Source organism: Chryseosolibacter indicum, assembly GCF_018598585.1.
GTDB classification, from domain to species: domain Bacteria; phylum Bacteroidota; class Bacteroidia; order Cytophagales; family Cyclobacteriaceae; genus Chryseosolibacter; species Chryseosolibacter indicus.
On sequence record NZ_JAHESD010000010.1, the window covers coordinates 84637 to 101721 of the forward strand.

15 protein-coding genes and 1 riboswitch are annotated in these 17085 nt (G+C 39.2%); of the genes, 6 read left to right on the forward strand and 9 right to left on the reverse strand.

All coding sequences use genetic code 11. The annotated features are described in order from the left end of the window. Positions 1-185: 185 nt before the first annotated feature. Positions 186-2747 carry a M14 family metallopeptidase gene (locus tag KK060_RS06895; RefSeq protein ID WP_254152971.1) on the forward strand — a complete coding sequence of 854 codons (2562 nt, stop codon included), beginning with the start codon at positions 186-188 and terminating at the stop codon, positions 2745-2747. Positions 2748-2834: 87 nt separating this feature from the next. Here the strand turns inward: KK060_RS06895 and hemB are convergent, their stop codons facing one another. The 6 genes from hemB to KK060_RS06925 form a co-directional block, all read right to left on the reverse strand. Then, entirely contained in the window at positions 2835-3809 is a 975-nt protein-coding gene (hemB, locus tag KK060_RS06900) for a porphobilinogen synthase (protein WP_254152972.1), read from the reverse strand. 201 nt (positions 3810-4010) lie between these two features. Next, a complete protein-coding gene (locus KK060_RS06905) occupies positions 4011-4979 on the reverse strand; it encodes an AAA family ATPase (protein ID WP_254152973.1) in 969 nt (322 codons plus the stop codon). Positions 4980-5042: 63 nt separating this feature from the next. After that, on the reverse strand, positions 5043-5462 hold the full coding sequence (locus tag KK060_RS06910) for a DUF8785 domain-containing protein (RefSeq protein WP_254152974.1): 420 nt from the start codon (positions 5460-5462) through the stop codon (positions 5043-5045). A gap of 103 nt (positions 5463-5565) precedes the next feature. Continuing rightward, positions 5566-6120, reverse strand: a complete 555-nt coding sequence (frr, locus tag KK060_RS06915) for a ribosome recycling factor (protein ID WP_254152975.1) — start codon at positions 6118-6120, stop codon at positions 5566-5568. 31 nt (positions 6121-6151) lie between these two features. Beyond that, entirely contained in the window at positions 6152-6859 is a 708-nt protein-coding gene (gene pyrH, locus KK060_RS06920) for a UMP kinase (protein WP_254152976.1), read from the reverse strand. Positions 6860-7045: 186 nt separating this feature from the next. Further along, on the reverse strand, positions 7046-7540 hold the full coding sequence (locus KK060_RS06925; protein WP_254152977.1) for an acyl-CoA carboxylase biotin carboxyl carrier protein subunit: 495 nt from the start codon (positions 7538-7540) through the stop codon (positions 7046-7048). 198 nt (positions 7541-7738) lie between these two features. Continuing rightward, positions 7739-7835, forward strand: a riboswitch (TPP riboswitch). A 217-nt stretch (positions 7836-8052) separates the two neighbouring features. Between KK060_RS06925 and KK060_RS06930 the strand changes: the two genes are divergently transcribed. The 3 genes from KK060_RS06930 to purN all read left to right on the forward strand — a co-directional run bounded on the left by KK060_RS06930 (position 8053) and on the right by purN (position 12095). Continuing rightward, positions 8053-10521, forward strand: a complete 2469-nt coding sequence (locus tag KK060_RS06930) for a TonB-dependent receptor (RefSeq protein ID WP_254152978.1) — start codon at positions 8053-8055, stop codon at positions 10519-10521. A 95-nt stretch (positions 10522-10616) separates the two neighbouring features. Next, a complete protein-coding gene (locus KK060_RS06935; RefSeq protein WP_254152979.1) occupies positions 10617-11477 on the forward strand; it encodes a geranylgeranylglycerol-phosphate geranylgeranyltransferase in 861 nt (286 codons plus the stop codon). Positions 11478-11525: 48 nt separating this feature from the next. After that, positions 11526-12095, forward strand: a complete 570-nt coding sequence (purN, locus tag KK060_RS06940) for a phosphoribosylglycinamide formyltransferase (RefSeq protein WP_254152980.1) — start codon at positions 11526-11528, stop codon at positions 12093-12095. A 70-nt stretch (positions 12096-12165) separates the two neighbouring features. Here purN and KK060_RS06945 read toward each other — a convergent pair whose 3' ends face one another. From KK060_RS06945 to KK060_RS06955, 3 genes are all read right to left on the reverse strand, one after another. Then, positions 12166-12618: an acyl-CoA thioesterase gene (locus tag KK060_RS06945; protein ID WP_254152981.1), complete on the reverse strand. Its 453-nt coding sequence runs from the start codon at positions 12616-12618 to the stop codon at positions 12166-12168. A 101-nt stretch (positions 12619-12719) separates the two neighbouring features. Further along, on the reverse strand, positions 12720-13913 hold the full coding sequence (locus KK060_RS06950; protein ID WP_254152982.1) for a homogentisate 1,2-dioxygenase: 1194 nt from the start codon (positions 13911-13913) through the stop codon (positions 12720-12722). A 106-nt stretch (positions 13914-14019) separates the two neighbouring features. Then, complete coding sequence (locus KK060_RS06955; protein WP_254152983.1) at positions 14020-15636, reverse strand: S41 family peptidase; 1617 nt, start codon at positions 15634-15636, stop codon at positions 14020-14022. A 201-nt stretch (positions 15637-15837) separates the two neighbouring features. Between KK060_RS06955 and KK060_RS06960 the strand changes: the two genes are divergently transcribed. Continuing rightward, positions 15838-16593, forward strand: coding sequence for a hemerythrin domain-containing protein (locus KK060_RS06960; RefSeq protein ID WP_254152984.1), 756 nt, complete (start codon positions 15838-15840; stop codon positions 16591-16593). Positions 16594-16608: 15 nt separating this feature from the next. Next, entirely contained in the window at positions 16609-17025 is a 417-nt protein-coding gene (ruvX, locus tag KK060_RS06965; protein ID WP_254152985.1) for a Holliday junction resolvase RuvX, read from the forward strand. Positions 17026-17085 lie beyond the last annotated feature (60 nt).

Below are 17085 nucleotides of genomic sequence, written 5' to 3' on the forward strand. Positions count from 1 at the left end.
GGTATTCAGGTCACAAAATTATTCCTTTAGAAAGAGATTACCTTTATTCATGCTTTAAATCTTTATACATTTTGTTCATGTTAATTTAACATCGCTTCGACCACCACTCATATAATATCATTCTAATTATTTGATTGATATGTCTTTATTTTCTCTATTAGAAATACGAAATCCTTAAACCTTTTATGAAGAAAATCCTGCTCTGTTATTTTGCATTTCTAATGCTCCTAAAATCGCAAGCGTTTGCGCAATCAGACCTCTCCTATTTCCTCCCGGACAAAGTCTCTTACGATCCTAAAATACCTACACCAAAATCTATAATTGGTCACGAAGTGGGAGAATTTCATGTCACACATGATCGCCTCGTCAGCTACATGTATGCGCTCGATCAGGCGTCTGATAGGATTGCATTGGAAGTAACAGGATATACCCATGAGGCAAGACCACTATTGCTACTCACCATCACAGCACCAGCGAATCATCAGAATATTGAGCAACTAAGACAGGAACACGTACAACTTGCAGATCCTGCAAAATCATCTGCATTAAACACAGCAAACATGCCGGCTGTATTTTATTTAGGCTGTAGCATTCACGGTAATGAGCCGAGCGGTAGCAATGCTGGTCTGTTGCTTGCTTATCATCTTGCCGCTGCTCAAGGGCCGGAAATTGAATCAATGTTAAAAAATACAATTATACTTTTTGATCCAAGCTTTAATCCTGATGGTCTTCAGCGATTCTCAACATGGGTTAATTCCCGAAAGGGGAAAGTAGTATCTGCAGATTCGTACGACATGGAACACAACGAATCGTGGCCAGGAGGAAGAACAAATCATTACTGGTTTGATCTCAACCGCGATTGGCTGGTAGCACAACAACCCGAATCACAGGCAAGAATAAAGAAGTTTCAACAATGGAAACCTAACCTGCTCACTGATCATCATGAAATGGGAACGAATTCAACCTTCTTCTTTCAACCTGGAGTTCCTTCCCGAAAACATCCATTAACACCACAAAAGAATCATGAACTTACTATGAAGATCGGAGAGTTTCATGCTAAAGCACTTGATGCAATAGGTTCTTTATACTTTACTCAAGAAGGCTATGACGACTTTTACTATGGTAAAGGTTCTACCTTCCCAGATGCACAAGGTGCTATAGGAATTTTATTTGAACAGGCCAGTTCGCGAGGCCATGCGCAAGAAAGTGTTAACGGCATTCTGAATTTTTCTTTTACCATAAGAAATCAATTCGTTACTGGTCTAAGTAGTCTAACTGCTGTTAATGCATTAAGGGTTGATTTGCTAAGCTACCAACGCCAGTTCTTTAAAGACGCAGTAAGCGACGCTACTAAAGATCCTGTTAAGGCAATCATCTTCGGATCTTCAAAAGACAAAACGAGAGCGCATCTGCTCGCAGAAATTGTATCACGTCAGGACATTGCCATTTATAAGCCTGCATCTTCTCAACAGATAAATGGAAAAGAATTTGATGCGACGTCTAGTTTTATCGTACCGATGAACCAAGCGCAATACAGGCTTATTAAAGGTATGTTTGAAAAACGTACCAAATTTGAAGATAGTCTCTTTTACGATATCTCGTCATGGACACTCTCTTTAGCAAGCGGACTTGAAGTTGAAGAATTGAAAACAACGCCCTCGTTAGGCACAAAAGTAACCTCATTCGAAAAATACGAAGGCAGATTTGTAAATGGAAAGAGTACTTATGCCTATGCTTTCGAGCCTTACGAATATTTCACACCCCGCGCTATTAATAAATTGCTTCAGCACAACATACGCATCAAAGTAGCTAATGCTGCATTTAATCATCCTTCGGGCAAGGTGTTTGAAAGAGGGTCTGTTATTATTCCATTGGAAGGTCAGGAGAAATCCTTAGACTTTATTGATTTTATTCTTGATGACATTACAAAGAATGACGGCATAGATATCTATTCATTTGCAACAGGACTAGACTATAAGGGCACAAGCCTCGGCAGTAATTCTTTTATTACACTTCAAAAACCTCAGATCGCTATGCTTGTAGATGTGGGTGTTGTAGCAAATGATGCAGGTGAAATTTGGCATCTTCTTGACACGCGTTATAATATTCCGTTAACAAAGATTCCGACATCTGTATTTAACACAGCAAATCTTAACAAATACAATACGATTATATTTCCTCCTGGAACATATAACGCAATTAACGAGAACGCAAAGGATCGCCTGAGACTATGGATACAAAATGGAGGAGTTGTAATAGGATTTGAAAACGCACTTCATTGGCTTCATGCAAATGCCTTCGGAAAGTTTGAGATGAAGAAGAACGAAGACCAAAAGCAAGTAAAAGCACGGCCTTATGAGTTTATTGACGAGTATGAAGGAGCACAGGAAACAAGCGGAGCAATTTTCGAAGCTAATGCAGACATCACGCATCCACTACTATATGGTTATTACAACACGACTATGCCTGTATTTAAATCCAACAACCTTTGTCTAGAGCCATCTAAAAATCCGTATGCAAATCCGATTACGTTTACTGCGTCTCCGCTAATTAGTGGATACATTTCTAAACAGAATTATAATCTTATAAAGAACGCAAGTGTTGTAAGTGTGTCTGCCCTGGGAAGAGGTAGAGTTATAGGCTTTACTGATAATCTTGCATTTAGAGCTTTTTGGTTTGGGCCAAATAAGATGTTAATGAATGCCATTTTCTATGGCTCTTCTATCAATGAGCGATCGTGCAGGTAGCAAAAGGATAGTGAATTAACGCGAAGTAACCTTTTTAACACAGATCACCTTTAAACCTAGTTGCATATAAAGGTGATCTGTGTTTTTTTATTTCAATGTCTGAGCAAATTCCTTGGCAAAGTAGGTAAGAATAATATCAGCGCCAGCACGTTTTATACTAAGCAATGTTTCTTTCATTACACGATCTCCATCAAGCCAACCCTTTAACGCAGCAGCTTTTACCATAGAGTATTCACCGCTTACGTTGTACGCAGTAACAGGTAAAGCTGAATTATCTTTTAACAACCTGATGATATCAAGGTAGGCAAGCGCTGGCTTTACCATGAGAAAATCAGCACCCTCTTCTGTATCAAGTTCCGCTTCTATCAATGCTTCCGTTCTGTTTGCCGGATTCATTTGATAAGTTTTCTTGTCTCCAAATTTAGGAGCAGAATCCAACGCGTCCCTGAATGGATTATAAAATCCGCTGGCATACTTTGCTGTATAACTCATAATCGAAACTTCCGCAAAACCATTTTTATCCAACAGGTTTCGAAGATATCCAACCCTTCCATCCATCATATCTGAAGGTCCGAGTATATCTATTCCAGTTTCTGCCTGGGCAAGAGCCATCTTGCCAAGTATCTCTAATGTTTCGTCGTTAAGGATTTTTCCATCCTTCACGTAACCATCGTGTCCATCAGAGCTGTAAGGGTCCATTGCTACATCAGTCATAATACACGCTTCAGGAAATTGTTTTTTTATTTCACGAAGTGCTTTTAAGTAAAAGAAATTAGAATCATAACTTTTACTTGCAACCTTGTCTTTGTATTGATCTTCCACAGCAGGGAAAACATCAAAACTGCGAATGCCCAATTTTAAACACTCTTCTATTTCCTTGAGCATAAGATCGGTAGAGAGCCGGTAGATACCGGGCATAGATGCTACTTCAATTTTTTTATTCGTACCATCAACAAGAAACAATGGGAAAATAAGATCATCGGTAGTTACACGGGTTTCCTCTACCATTGCACGTATAGCTTCACTTTTTCTATTTCTACGTGGTCTTCGGGTATTTAACATAACAGTTTGACTGGAATAAAGTTAAGCAGGGTTAGATAATGCTTGTTTTCAATAATGCCATAGCAATTCAAACAAGCGGCTTTTGTCACATCGATATACATGGTATAAATGCCTTGTCTGGCAAAAGAGTTCCTCCTGGTATAGCGACTTAACGTATTCGTAGGTACGCTATAACAATAGCAACTATGTACAACTGAAAGGTTACCGAACGAGTCTGTCTATCAGATCATCTACGCTTATGCCTTCTGCCTCTGCTTTAAAATTTCTCACAATTCTATGACGCAAAACCGGTTTGGCAATAGCCTGAACGTCTTCTATATCCGGAGAATATTTACCGTTAAGCAGGGCATTACATTTAGCGCCAATTACCAGATATTGTGATGCGCGAGGGCCTGCTCCCCATTCGAGGTAATCTTTAGCGATTGAAGAAGCACCTTCAATGCCTGGTCTTGTTTTATTGGCAAGCATCACCGCATATTCAACCACGTTATCAGCAATTGGAACTCGTCTTACAAGATGCTGGTAGGCCTGTATTTCATCTCCTGTAAGGATTTTGCCTACGGTTTTTGGCTCATCGGTTGTTGTTGTTTTAACAACCTCCACCTCATCCTTAAATGAAGGATAGGTAAGCATTATATTAAACATGAAACGGTCGAGCTGTGCTTCAGGAAGCGGGTAAGTACCTTCCTGTTCTATTGGATTTTGGGTTGCCAATACAAAGAAAGGCCTGGGAAGTTCATATCGTTGCCCCGAGATCGTTACAGCATACTCCTGCATTGATTCCAGCAAAGCAGCCTGAGTTTTAGGAGGTGTACGGTTAATTTCATCAGCTAATACAATGTTCGCGAAAATAGGTCCCTTCACAAACTTAAAGTTTCTCTCCTTATCCATTGTTTCTGCACCAACAATATCTGAAGGCATAAGGTCAGGTGTAAATTGAACCCGCTTGAAAATAAGATCCAGTGAGGTGGCAATAGTATGAACCAGTAGTGTTTTAGCCAACCCTGGCACACCAATAAGCAGTGTATGGCCCTGACAAAATATAGCAGTAAGTACCTGTCTTACAACCTCATCCTGTCCTATTACAACTTTAGAAATTTCTGCTTTTAAATTTTTATAAGAAGCTGCAAGTGCATCAGCTGCTTCAACATCAGAAGAAAATTTTACCATGTATAATTTATTTGTCCTGGCGTAAGTTCAATTCAACTTCAACGATCGGGTGTCAGATAAAGTTTACTTGTCCAAACGCTCTACTTTAGTAATAAAATATTTTGTATCCCCGCGCCAGGGAAATGTTGCATATCGCTTTACGTAATGCAGGTTTACCCGCTCACCTGTAAGAGCTGCCTCTTCAAGATCCTTAATCACTTGCTCATTGCTCTTCTCTACAGAAAAATCAAAAGATTCCATGATGGGATTTGCTCCCCTTAGCGCACCAAATGTCTGAAGATTTAATTGCCCCTCATACGTCTTGAAGATCATGCCCTTCTTGCTTAATCGAAGAACCATTCCTGCTCTTACACCTTCGTCATAAACACCCCAGTAGTAAAAGCTAAACACTGCTATACCTACAACCACCAGGGTAATAAGAAATACCCTCAGTACTTTTTTAGCTGTCGACTTAGCCCGAACTCCAAAACTTTGATTCTCCATGAATATAAGGTGTTTCGAAAATAAGAAACCATATTCAAATTAACCTAACCGCTTAAAAACAAAAAAGCCGGGAAGCCCCGGCTATAATATTTTCTCATCAGAATTAAACGGTCATAATCTCTGCTTCTTTCTTCTTCATCAAAGCATCGATCTTTGTGATAAATTCATCGGTAAGCTTCTGCACCTTTTCCTCAGCATTTTTAACATCGTCTTCAGAAACACCTTTTACTTTCTTCAACTCTTCATTTGTTTCCTTACGGATGGTTCTCACGCTTACCTTGCCATGCTCGCATTCCTGCGCAACCTGCTTCACCAATTGCCTTCTACGTTCTTCTGTAAGCATAGGAATATTGATGATTACCTGCTGACCGTCGTTCTGCGGTGTAAGACCAAGGTTGGCATTCATAATAGCCTTCTCAATCTCATGGATAAGGCCTCTTTCCCAAGGCTTAATAAATATTGTACGGGCATCAGGGGTAGTCATTGACGAAACCTGGTTTAATGGCGACATCGCACCATAGTAAGAAACCATAATTCCATCAAGCATGGATGGATTGGCTTTACCAGCTCTGATTTTTGTTAACTCATGCCCTACGTGAGCAAGGGCTTTGTTCATAAGTTCTTTTGCTTCGTCTAGGTATAACTGAAGTTCGTCCATAAGAATCTGAAGTTTGAAATTAAACCTGGTGTTAGCTTATTAAAGTACCTGCCTCCTCGCCGTTTACAATCTTAAGTAAATTTCCTTTTCTGTTCATATCGAACACTATAATAGGAAGCTTGTTCTCCATACAAAGAGTAAAGGCAGTCATATCCATGATATTCAAACCTTTTTCGTATGCTTCCTGAAAAGAAAGGGTTGTGTAACGTTTAGCATCTGGTACCTTTTCCGGATCAGCAGTATAAACGCCATCAACACGTGTTCCTTTTAATACTACATTGCATTGAGTTTCAATGGCTCTTAAACTGGCTGTTGAGTCTGTTGTAAAATAAGGATTACCAATACCTGCCCCAAAAATTACAATTCTGCCTTTTTCAAGGTGCCTGATAGCCCTTCTTCTAATGAATGGCTCGCATACCTGCTCCATTTTAATACCAGCCATAAGACGGGTATACATCCCGTGACGCTCAAGCGAGCTCTGTAATGCCATTGCGTTGATAACGGTAGCTAGCATGCCCATATAATCACCCTGTACCCGGTCAATACCAAGGGCTTCAGCCTGGCCTCCCCTGAAAATATTTCCTCCTCCTATTACTATTGCTACCTGTACCCCTTTTTCTACTACTGCTTTAATCTCGTCGCAATACTGCTCTAAAACAGCGGGGTTAATATTGGTACTTTTCGAGGATCCCTGAAGTGCTTCACCACTCAATTTCAGGAGAATACGTTTGTATTTCATCTTTTACCAGTTATATATTGAGTTATTCGTTATTCAATTGTTAATTGATTTGTCTTTTCTCTTATTCCTTACTCTATTCGTAAAGCTTCCGCCAGAATTACCTTTCCGGCCTGTAACGAATAACTTCCTACCGATTTATTTTCAACAAACCGTGCAAATATAGGGAAGTAATAAAAATACGGAGGACTAAAACTCTATCAGTATCTGATTTTTTTCAACGCTTTCGCCTTTCTTTATCTTTACAGCCTTTACAACACCTTCTCCCGGCGATTTAATAATATTTTCCATTTTCATGGCTTCTAAAATAAGCAGTGTATCACCGGCCTTCACCTGATCTCCATCTTTAACCTTCAAATCGATGATTAATCCTGGCATAGGGGCCTTAACGTTATTAACTTTAGAAGAAGCAGCTGCGTTCATACCCATTTTTTCCAGCAGAAGGTCAAATTGGTCCTTCAATTCAACCGGATAATGCTTTCCATTGATCTTTATGATGCAGGACTTACCTCCCCTATCAATTTTAACAATCTCTGCTGTATAACTTTTATTGTTAAGGATGATATGAAAAGCATTGTTGTCAAGTTTTTGAACATCCCATGAAACAAACTCATTGTTTACTTTGAACCCGTTTTCTTCGAGCTGAATCTCAAAAACATTCTTATTTACTGAAGCCTGCACCATGAATCTCTGTTATTAAGTGGTTCTATGACAAAAGTGCAAATTATAATGGATTTGGGTAACGTTTTCGGATTAAAAAGCCCTGATGTTGAAGCGAACCACCTTTGCACCCAGCAACTCCTAAAATAAATTTGATTATTAATAAAATTCACGTTTAACTTTGTGCTGTCCAAAAGGCAGTAATGCCTTGGCGTATGTAATAGTAATAACAAGGGGTGCCTTAACAGAACGGGCTGAGATTATACCCATTGAACCTGATGCCGGTAATGCGGCCGAAGGGAAGGCAAAGGCTGTTGACAATGTGTTGCTGATTAGCTCTTCATTATTCAATCTTTCTCAGCGAATTCTCTAACTTTACACTTCACCATAAATCAATTTGGTGAACTTAAAGAATGAGATCGCTTTAACATTTTAGAAAAGGTTGGTAAGACAAGCTCTCCGACATCATTTAAACAGTCTTGTTTAAACAACGTGGCACATTCCCCTGTGTGCTGCAGTTTAAACCAAGTTAAATCATGTTAAAAACATTTTGTGTAACAGTCTTTATGCTGTTGTCTTCGTACTGCTACAGTCAGTACATTGTAAGTGGCGTTGTTCGCGATGCACGAAGCCGTCCGCTTCCAGGTGCGAGCGTTTCAATTTCAGACCTTAAACAACAATCAGTTACGGACCAGTTTGGTCAATTTAAATTTGAAAGGGTGCCTTCCGGGAACCAAACCCTGGTTATCACTTTTATTGGATTCAGAAAAAAGGAAGAAACAATAGTTGTATCTAAAAATACAGAAGTACAGCTAGCGCTTGAAGAAGCCCCGGTAATTTCTGAAGCTGTTGTTGTAAGCGCAACACGCGCAACAGACAAAACTCCTGCTACTCATACAACAATAGAAAAACAGGATATCCAACAACAGAACTTCGGTCAGGACTTACCATTTCTTCTAAACTGGACGCCTTCCATCGTTACTACAAGCGATGCAGGCGCAGGTGTAGGATATACGGGTATTAGAATCCGCGGAAGCGATCAAACTCGTATCAATGTTACTATCAATGGTATTCCATATAACGATGCAGAATCGTTGGGCTCATTCTGGGTCAACATTTCTGATATTGCCTCATCTTCTCAAAGCATACAGATTCAACGGGGAGTAGGAACTTCTACCAACGGAGCCGGTGCCTTTGGTGCAACCTTAAATCTGCAAACAAATACCAGAAATGATCACGCTTACGCGGATTTTGTCAATGCTTTCGGCTCCTTCAATACCAGAAGACATACTTTTAATTTTGGATCGGGTTTACTCAACGATCACTGGAGTTTTGAGGGAAGGCTTTCCAAAATTGCTTCTGATGGCTTTATTGACAGAGCCTTTTCTGATCTGAGCTCTTACTATTTCTCGGGTGGTTATCAAACTGAAAAAACGCTGGTAAAGGCTGTAATGTTTGGAGGTAAAGAAAGAACTTATCAGGCCTGGTACGGCGTACCGGAATCAAGGCTTAATAACGACAATGAGGCTATGTTAATCACAGCCATGAATGAAGGCTGGAATGACATCCAAACAGAAAACCTGCTCCAATCTAACAGCAGGACGTTCAACCCATATCAATACAAAAACCAGGTTGATAATTATCAGCAGGACAATTATCAACTTCACTTCTCACACCAATTTACAGAGGCCTTCACTTGGAACACAAGTTTGCATTACACGCCGGGCAAAGGCTATTATGAAGAGTACAGATATGATGATAAGATTGAAAGCTACGGCTTGAATAACATCATAATAGATGATGATGGAAGTACCACGGATAATGACACCATTAAAACAATGGACATGATCAGGAGAAGATGGCTCAATAACGACTTCTACGGTTTTACGTATTCTCTAAACTACGATAAAAACATTTGGAACATTGTATTGGGAGGAGGTTGGAACCGCTACGATGGAGATCATTATGGCGAACTACTCTGGGCTGAATACGCTCAATTCCCTCATGAATACAGATATTATTTTAATAACGGAGACAAGCGCGATTTCAACTCATATCTTAAAACAAATATTCAGCTGTCTAATAAAGTAAATGCGTTTATTGATCTTCAGTATCGAAGAGTAACATATAAGGCAAAAGGAATCGAGAATGAGCAAGAGCCAGTAGATGTAGATGCTGACTTCAATTTCTTTAATCCAAAAGCCGGAATCACTGTAACGATATCTGACCATCAGCAATTATATGGTTTCTTTGGCATGAGCAATCGGGAACCGGTTCGAAATGATTTTGTCGACTTTCCAGGAAACAATCCAAAACCTGAGAAACTCCAAAACCTAGAAGTCGGCTATCGCAGAACGGGTAAGAATTATGGCCTTAACCTGAACTACTACCTGATGAATTATAAAGATCAGCTTGTACTCACTGGCCAGCTTAATGATGTAGGAGCAAACATCAGAACAAACGCGGGTGAAAGCTACCGAATGGGCGTAGAGGTAGAATCAGCACTAAGACTTACAAATCAATTACAATGGAACTTTAACTTTACCCTGAGCAGAAATAAGATCCAAAGCTACACTGAAGTTATTGAAGACTATGGTAATAATTTTGATGAATACAATCTTATTAGAAATACCTATAAGAGCACAGATATTTCCTTTTCTCCTGCTATCATAGCGGGATCACAATTGAAATATCTTCCGTTTCGCGGGGCAGAAATAGCGCTATTAAGTAAATATGTTGGTAAACAATACCTGGACAACACACAAAATGAAAATCGCGCTATTGACGCCTATTTCATTAATGATATACGTTTAAGTTATAGCTGGAAGCCCTCTTTCATGAAAGAGATAAATTTCAGCTTTTTGATCAACAACGTTCTTGATAACATGTATGAGTCTAACGGATATACCTGGGGCTACCAGGCGGGTGCTACCACATATAGAGAAAATTATTACTACCCACAGGCGGGCCGTAATATTATGGGAATGCTAACCCTTAGGTTTTAGGTTAATTATCCGTTTAGCAGAAAGAAATTCTAAAACTTAATCTCATCCTCACAATTTAATTAGAAGTGCTCGTTATTTTTACCTTCGAAAGAATAATGAGCACCTCTTACCGCACAAAGCGCTTTATTACATCCCTGATCCGTCTTACAAGGGTCTGGAATCTGCTTATTATCGCTTTATCTCAATACTTTATAGCTGCCACACTTGTTGATAACCAAGCAATTTGGGATTGGCGCCTGTTTGTTCTCAGCTTGTCAACCGTGCTCATTGCTGCAGCAGGGTACATTATCAATGATTATTACGATATAAAGATCGATCTTGTTAATAAGCCAGACCGCGTTATAATTGGAAAAGGTATTACAAGGAGGTATGCAATTCTGCTACATACACTTTTGTCCGTTATCGGTGTTTTGTTAGGTCTTGTGTTAAACTGGCGAATCGGAGCCATCAATTTTGCTTCTGCTTTTCTTCTCTGGTGGTACTCCAATGATTTAAAACGCCAACCATTTATTGGAAACGTAGTAGTAGCACTTATGACAGGCATTTCTATTATTATCGTTGACGCCATTTATCAAACAGGTAATATTCTAATCATTATCTACGCCACCTTTGCTTTCTTTATTACGCTGGTAAGGGAGATTATCAAGGATATGGAAGATCTGAAAGGTGACCATACATTTGGCTGCAAAACGCTTCCTATAGTTTGGGGGTTGAGAAAGACCAAGCAAATGATTTACGGAATTATCGTAGTCTTCTCTCTCATAGCTTTCCTTTTAAGCTTATTCTTAAGTAAGCTCCCTGAATACTACTTCCTCACCTTCCTTTTTCCTCCATTAGTATTTCTCGTAATAAGGCTCGTTAAGGCCGATACCAAAAAAGACTTTGCATGGCTTAGCAGCTTTTGTAAGGTTATTATGTTACTTGGCATTCTCAGTCTCGCCTTTGTGAGAATGTAAAATTCTTTGTGTTCTTTTGCAGGAATTTTAAAGCGGCTACCAACTCCAATGAAGAAATCACGTATTGCAATTCTGGCTTCTGGTAATGGAACAAATGCAGAAGAAATTATAAAATATTTCCGCAACCACGCTTCAATTGAAGTGATCTTAGTTTTAAGTAATAATGTAAATGCTTTTGTTTTAGAAAGGGCCAAAAAACACGGCATTACTCACAGAGCATTTACCAAAGCTGAGTTTAAAGATTCTGTTGTGCTAGAATGGCTCAAGCAATATGACGTAACACACATTGTTTTGGCAGGATTTCTCTGGCTAATACCCGATAATCTTATCAAGCACTTCCCCAATAAAATCATTAACATACACCCTGCACTTTTACCCAAACATGGTGGCAAAGGCATGTATGGAATGAGAGTACACGAAGCTGTAAAGATTTCAGGTGATGTAGAAACAGGTATAACAATTCACTTAGTGAATGAACACTATGATGAAGGTAAAATTCTGTTTCAGGCAAGATGTTCTGTAGAGACTAATTATACACCTCAAGCCATTGCCGAATGTGTTCATAAATTGGAATACGAGTACTATCCCAAAGTAATTGAAAAGTGGATTATGGAATAGCAGGTCAAAGACTTGAATATTGATAAATAATCAAGTCTTTTATTAACTATCATTTGTAGTGCTGCTACTATTAAGCCTTTTGTTCAGGCCTTACCCATTGAAAATCCTGGGCTTTCGGAAAGCCATCAAAAATATTTTTTATAAAGTCATTAGGCTTTGCAAGTTTTCTTTGCTTGAGGTCAATCCATGCACCGTCCACATTTACAATTGCCGCTACCGTATCACCATTTTTCATGAAGTGATGGCGAAGACTCCACCTTCCGAAATCCTCGCTGGCTTTTACCAGCTCAACAGTCAAAACAATCTGATCTTCAAAAAGAATTTCTCTTCTGAACACGGCTTCTTCACGAAACAACACAGGACCTATCATAAACTCTTCCAATTTATGTGTGGTAAGTCCCCTTTCACTAAGAACCTTAAGGCGCATTGATGCACCGTAATCATAGTAAACGGAATGACGGAGATGCCGGTTTGCATCAATATCAGCCCAACGAATTTGTATAGACTCAGAAATTATGCTCATAGTAATTTTTTACGCTGGGCAATTGTAAGCAAACTTTCTCTAAAGTTGATAATTCCTTACATAATTAAGCGGTACACTAATTCGTCCTACAACCAATCTCACTATGGAGTTTGTATTTCATTAAACTGCGCATGTCCGTTATCGGTCCAGCTCATAGGATAATTATTGTCAACAAAGTCTAACGCATCTGTTGTAAGATACAAAGGCCTAAAGGTATCAACCATTACAGCAAGTTCATGCGTTTCTTTTGCTCCAATACTCTTTTCGACCGTACCAGGATGTGGCCCATGTGGTAATCCGCCAGGATGCAACGTAAACGATCCTCGCTCAATACCCCGGCGACTCATAAAATTACCTTCTGCATAATACAACAGTTCATCACTATCTATATTACTGTGATTGTAAGGTGCGGGTATTGAAAGAGGGTGGTAATCAAACAACCTGGGTACAAATGAACAAATAACAAAATTGTGTCCCTGGAATGTTTGATGCACTGGCGGTGGCTGATGTATTCTACCTGTAATAGGCTCGAAATCATTTATTGAAAAAGCATACGGCCACAAAAAGCCATCCCATCCTACTAGATCCAGAGGGCTGTAATCATATACATACTGATGAAGGTAGCCTTGTTTTTTAATCTTAACCAAAAACTCTCCTTTTGTTTCATCGGTAAACAACTCTTGTGGTGGTCGAATATCTCTTTCACAATAAGGAGAATGCTCAAGCAATTGGCCGAGCTGATTTCGGTATCTTTTAACTGTTTCAACCGGTGAAGCCGATTCAATGATCATAAGGCGAAGAGGGCCTTCAGAGAACTCAAGCTTATATACAACAGTGCGTGGAATAACTACATAATCACCTTTCTTGATCTCCAGCTTACCAAATTGAGAAATAAGCACGCCTTCTCCGTCATGTATAAATAATACTTCATCACCCTCAGCATTTTTATAGAAGTAGTTCATCTTACGCTGCTTGGGAGAACAAATAGAGATGGCGCAATCATTATTCATCAATAATACTTTACGGGCGTCCAGGTAATCTTCTCCTGTAGTCAGCACTTTTGAAGTATTTAAGTGGGTCTGTCTTAAACCATAGTCCTCTATTTTTTTAGGACCATATTTCACCGGGTCTTTAAGCATTTTAATCCTTGTAGGAGGATTGATATGATATAAAATAGAATAAATGCCAGAAAAGCCTTCGGAGCTTACTACCTCTTCTTTATATAGAGACCCGTCAGGTTGCCTGAATTGTGTATGTCTTTTTGGTGGTATCTTTCCAAGCCTATGGTAGTACATAAATGGATTGTTTAGTCTTACCAAAAATAAGAAAACTCTTTATGCATTCGTTTTCTGAACCATTTCTATAATAAAAAACCCGAAGATCAACCTCGGGTTTTATGTATTACATTTTGTTTCTGTTGGTTTCCGGAACACGGTCGAAGAGCTTTGTCGCATTCAGGAAAACCTCATTGGTTTCATTAAAAACAGGATAGAAACCTTTGTTACCCCAAAGTCTTCTCGCTATTTGCGATTTGACATGAATCTGGAATAACTTCTTCTTCTCTTTTAACTCCTGGTAGTCTGCTTTTACTTTATTCTTTTCACCAACCTTTGCTAAGGCAGTCAACATAGCGTCATTTACAACAAACTTTTCAAAGAACTCATCAAAGCCTTTCGCTTCCAATTCGCTTTTATTTGTTTCGGCATAATTAAATGAATACTCCTGGATAGACGTGGATGTATAAAGCTCATTTAAATAATGGCTGTTTAATGTGGTATCGAGCGGGACAAAATAATCTGGCATAATTCCTCCGCCGCCGTAAACAGTACGTCCGTTGAGTGTAATATACTTCAGCGAATCGTTAAACTTGATGCTATCGGCATGGAAGAACTCTCCATGATTATACCGGCTTATGATATCTCTTGAATATTCCTCACCATCTTCGTAAGGTTTTTGAATTGATCTACCGCTTGGGGTGTAGTACCTTGAAATCGTCAGTCGTAGCTCAGAGCCGTCGCTTAGGTCAAAAGGAGATTGAACCAACCCCTTACCAAAACTTCTGCGACCAACAATCAAAGCCCGGTCGTTATCCTGAAGGGCACCTGCTAAAATTTCAGAAGCAGAAGCACTACCCTCATTTACAAGCACAATAATATCTCCCTTTTCAAAATCGCCTTTGCTAGTAGAAGAGGCCTCAGCATTATATTTCCGTTCCTTTCCTTTTTGGGATACAATCTTTTTACCGGCAGATAGAAACTCATCTGCCATTTCAATGGCCATGTTCATGTATCCTCCGGGATTTCCCTGCAAGTCTAGAATCAGACGTTGCATACCTTTGCCTTTTAACTCATTTAAAGAAGCTTTAAACTCTTCATAAGTAGTAGCAGAAAACCGATTCACCTTAATATAGCCGGTTTCTTTATCCACCATGTACGCTACATCTACTGAATATTGGGGTATCTTATCACGCACAATGTTGTAATCAACTTCTTTGTCTCCTCGAAGGATCGTTACCTTCACCTCAGTTCCTCTAGGGCCTTTCAGCGCTTTGGTTACAGCAGTTGTGGTAATGCCGATACCCGCCACGTTCTTGTCGTCTACCTTTACAATTTTATCCCCCGAAATAATTCCCAAGGCTTCCGATGGACCGCCGCTTAACGGTGTCACTACTACAATGGTATCGTTAAAAATATTGAATTCAATACCGATACCATCAAAATTGCCTCTTAAATCTTCATTGGCAACATTGCGATCAGCCGCAGAAATATAGGATGAGTGCGGATCTAATTTGTGCAAGATGTGCTGGATGGCATCATCAACAAGTCTGGTTGTATTAACTGTATCAACGTACTCTTCATTTATTTGAGTTAAAACCTCCCTGAATTTTTGAATGTCCTTATTAACATCTGTAGATCTTTTGCCGGTACTAAATGTTGCACCTACGAAAATACCGGCAGCAAGACCTAAGCATAAAACTATTGGAAGTTTCACCTGGTACTTACTCTGATTTTGACTCATAAAAAAATATGAAATAAAAGATTTAAACGAACTTTAAAATTAATTGTTGGATCGCATTTTTAAGAAAATTCATTTAGATTCCTAAACCTATACTTTGTTGCGGTTGTTCTGATTACCTAACACAAAATTATCTCAAGTAGTAACAATTCTTTAGACGATTTTATTGACATTTTCCAAAAGGTAATTTTTATATTTACAAGAATGAGTAGAGTTTCCTTAAAAGATACAAGAATTGCGGAGCTGGTAGATCAAAACTACGTTAATGGCTATGTTCTTTTTTATTTTGGGATACGATTCTACGAATACTTCGAATTAACACTAGAGCAGGTTTGCAAGCAAAAGGGATTAAAAACAGAACAGGTTATTAAAGAACTTGAATCCCCTACCTACCTTAAAGAGGCTGAACTGCCGCTGGTAAGCTACCCTGTCGATCTTATAATACAATATCTTAAGCACTCGCATTTCCTTTTTATTAAACATAAGCTACCTTATATAGCGAGGTTGGTGGAAAGCTTTAAGGCGAACCACGAAGATTACTTAATTATAGAACGAGATCTCAAACTCGTGTTTCCTCTTTTTGTTGAAGATTTCATTGAACACATCTACGAAGAGGAAGATACCCTATTCCATTACATTCAGGCACTTGAAAAGGCCTCAAAAGGCGAGTTTTCACCAGGAAAATTATTTTATCTGATGGAAAAGAACTCCATCAGGAAATTCGCGATGGACCACGAAGTACATGACGATGAAATGGAGGGTATTCGCAAGATCACAAAAGATTATAAGGTTGCCACCAATACACCCCTGCATGTTAAGGTCATGTATAACGAGTTAAAAGGTTTCGAACAAAGCCTTATCACACATGCCCGCATCGAAAACGAGGTCCTTTTCCCGAAAGCAATGGCAATCGAAAATAAAGTTAGAGCGGCCTTCTTTGAGAAATCTAAATTCAACTAATCTCTTTACTATTTAATGGGCCGCATTCTGGCAATTGACTACGGAATTAAAAGAACCGGAATTGCCGTTACTGATCCGCTGCGTATCATAGCCTCACCTCTTGAAACTGTTCCCAGCGACAACTTGCTTACCTATCTTAAAGCTTACCTAACAAAGGAACAGGTAGATGAATTTGTAGTGGGAATGCCTAAAACATTAAAGAATGAAGATTCTGAAATAGCCCCACTTGTAAGAAAATTTGTTGAACAACTAAAAGCCACCTTTCCTGATAAGCCCGTTAACCTTGCTGACGAGCGGTTTACAAGCTCAATGGCACAACGCGCACTTATTGATGGTGGTATGAAGAAGAAAGACAGGCAGGTAAAAGGTAACGTAGATAAAGTTAGCGCCGCCATTATTCTTCAATCCTTTATGAGTGCTTTCAAACCATAAATTGCCAATTTCTAAAGACGCAAAACTATTCCTCCCCGTCGTATTGTTATTGGTTTAAAA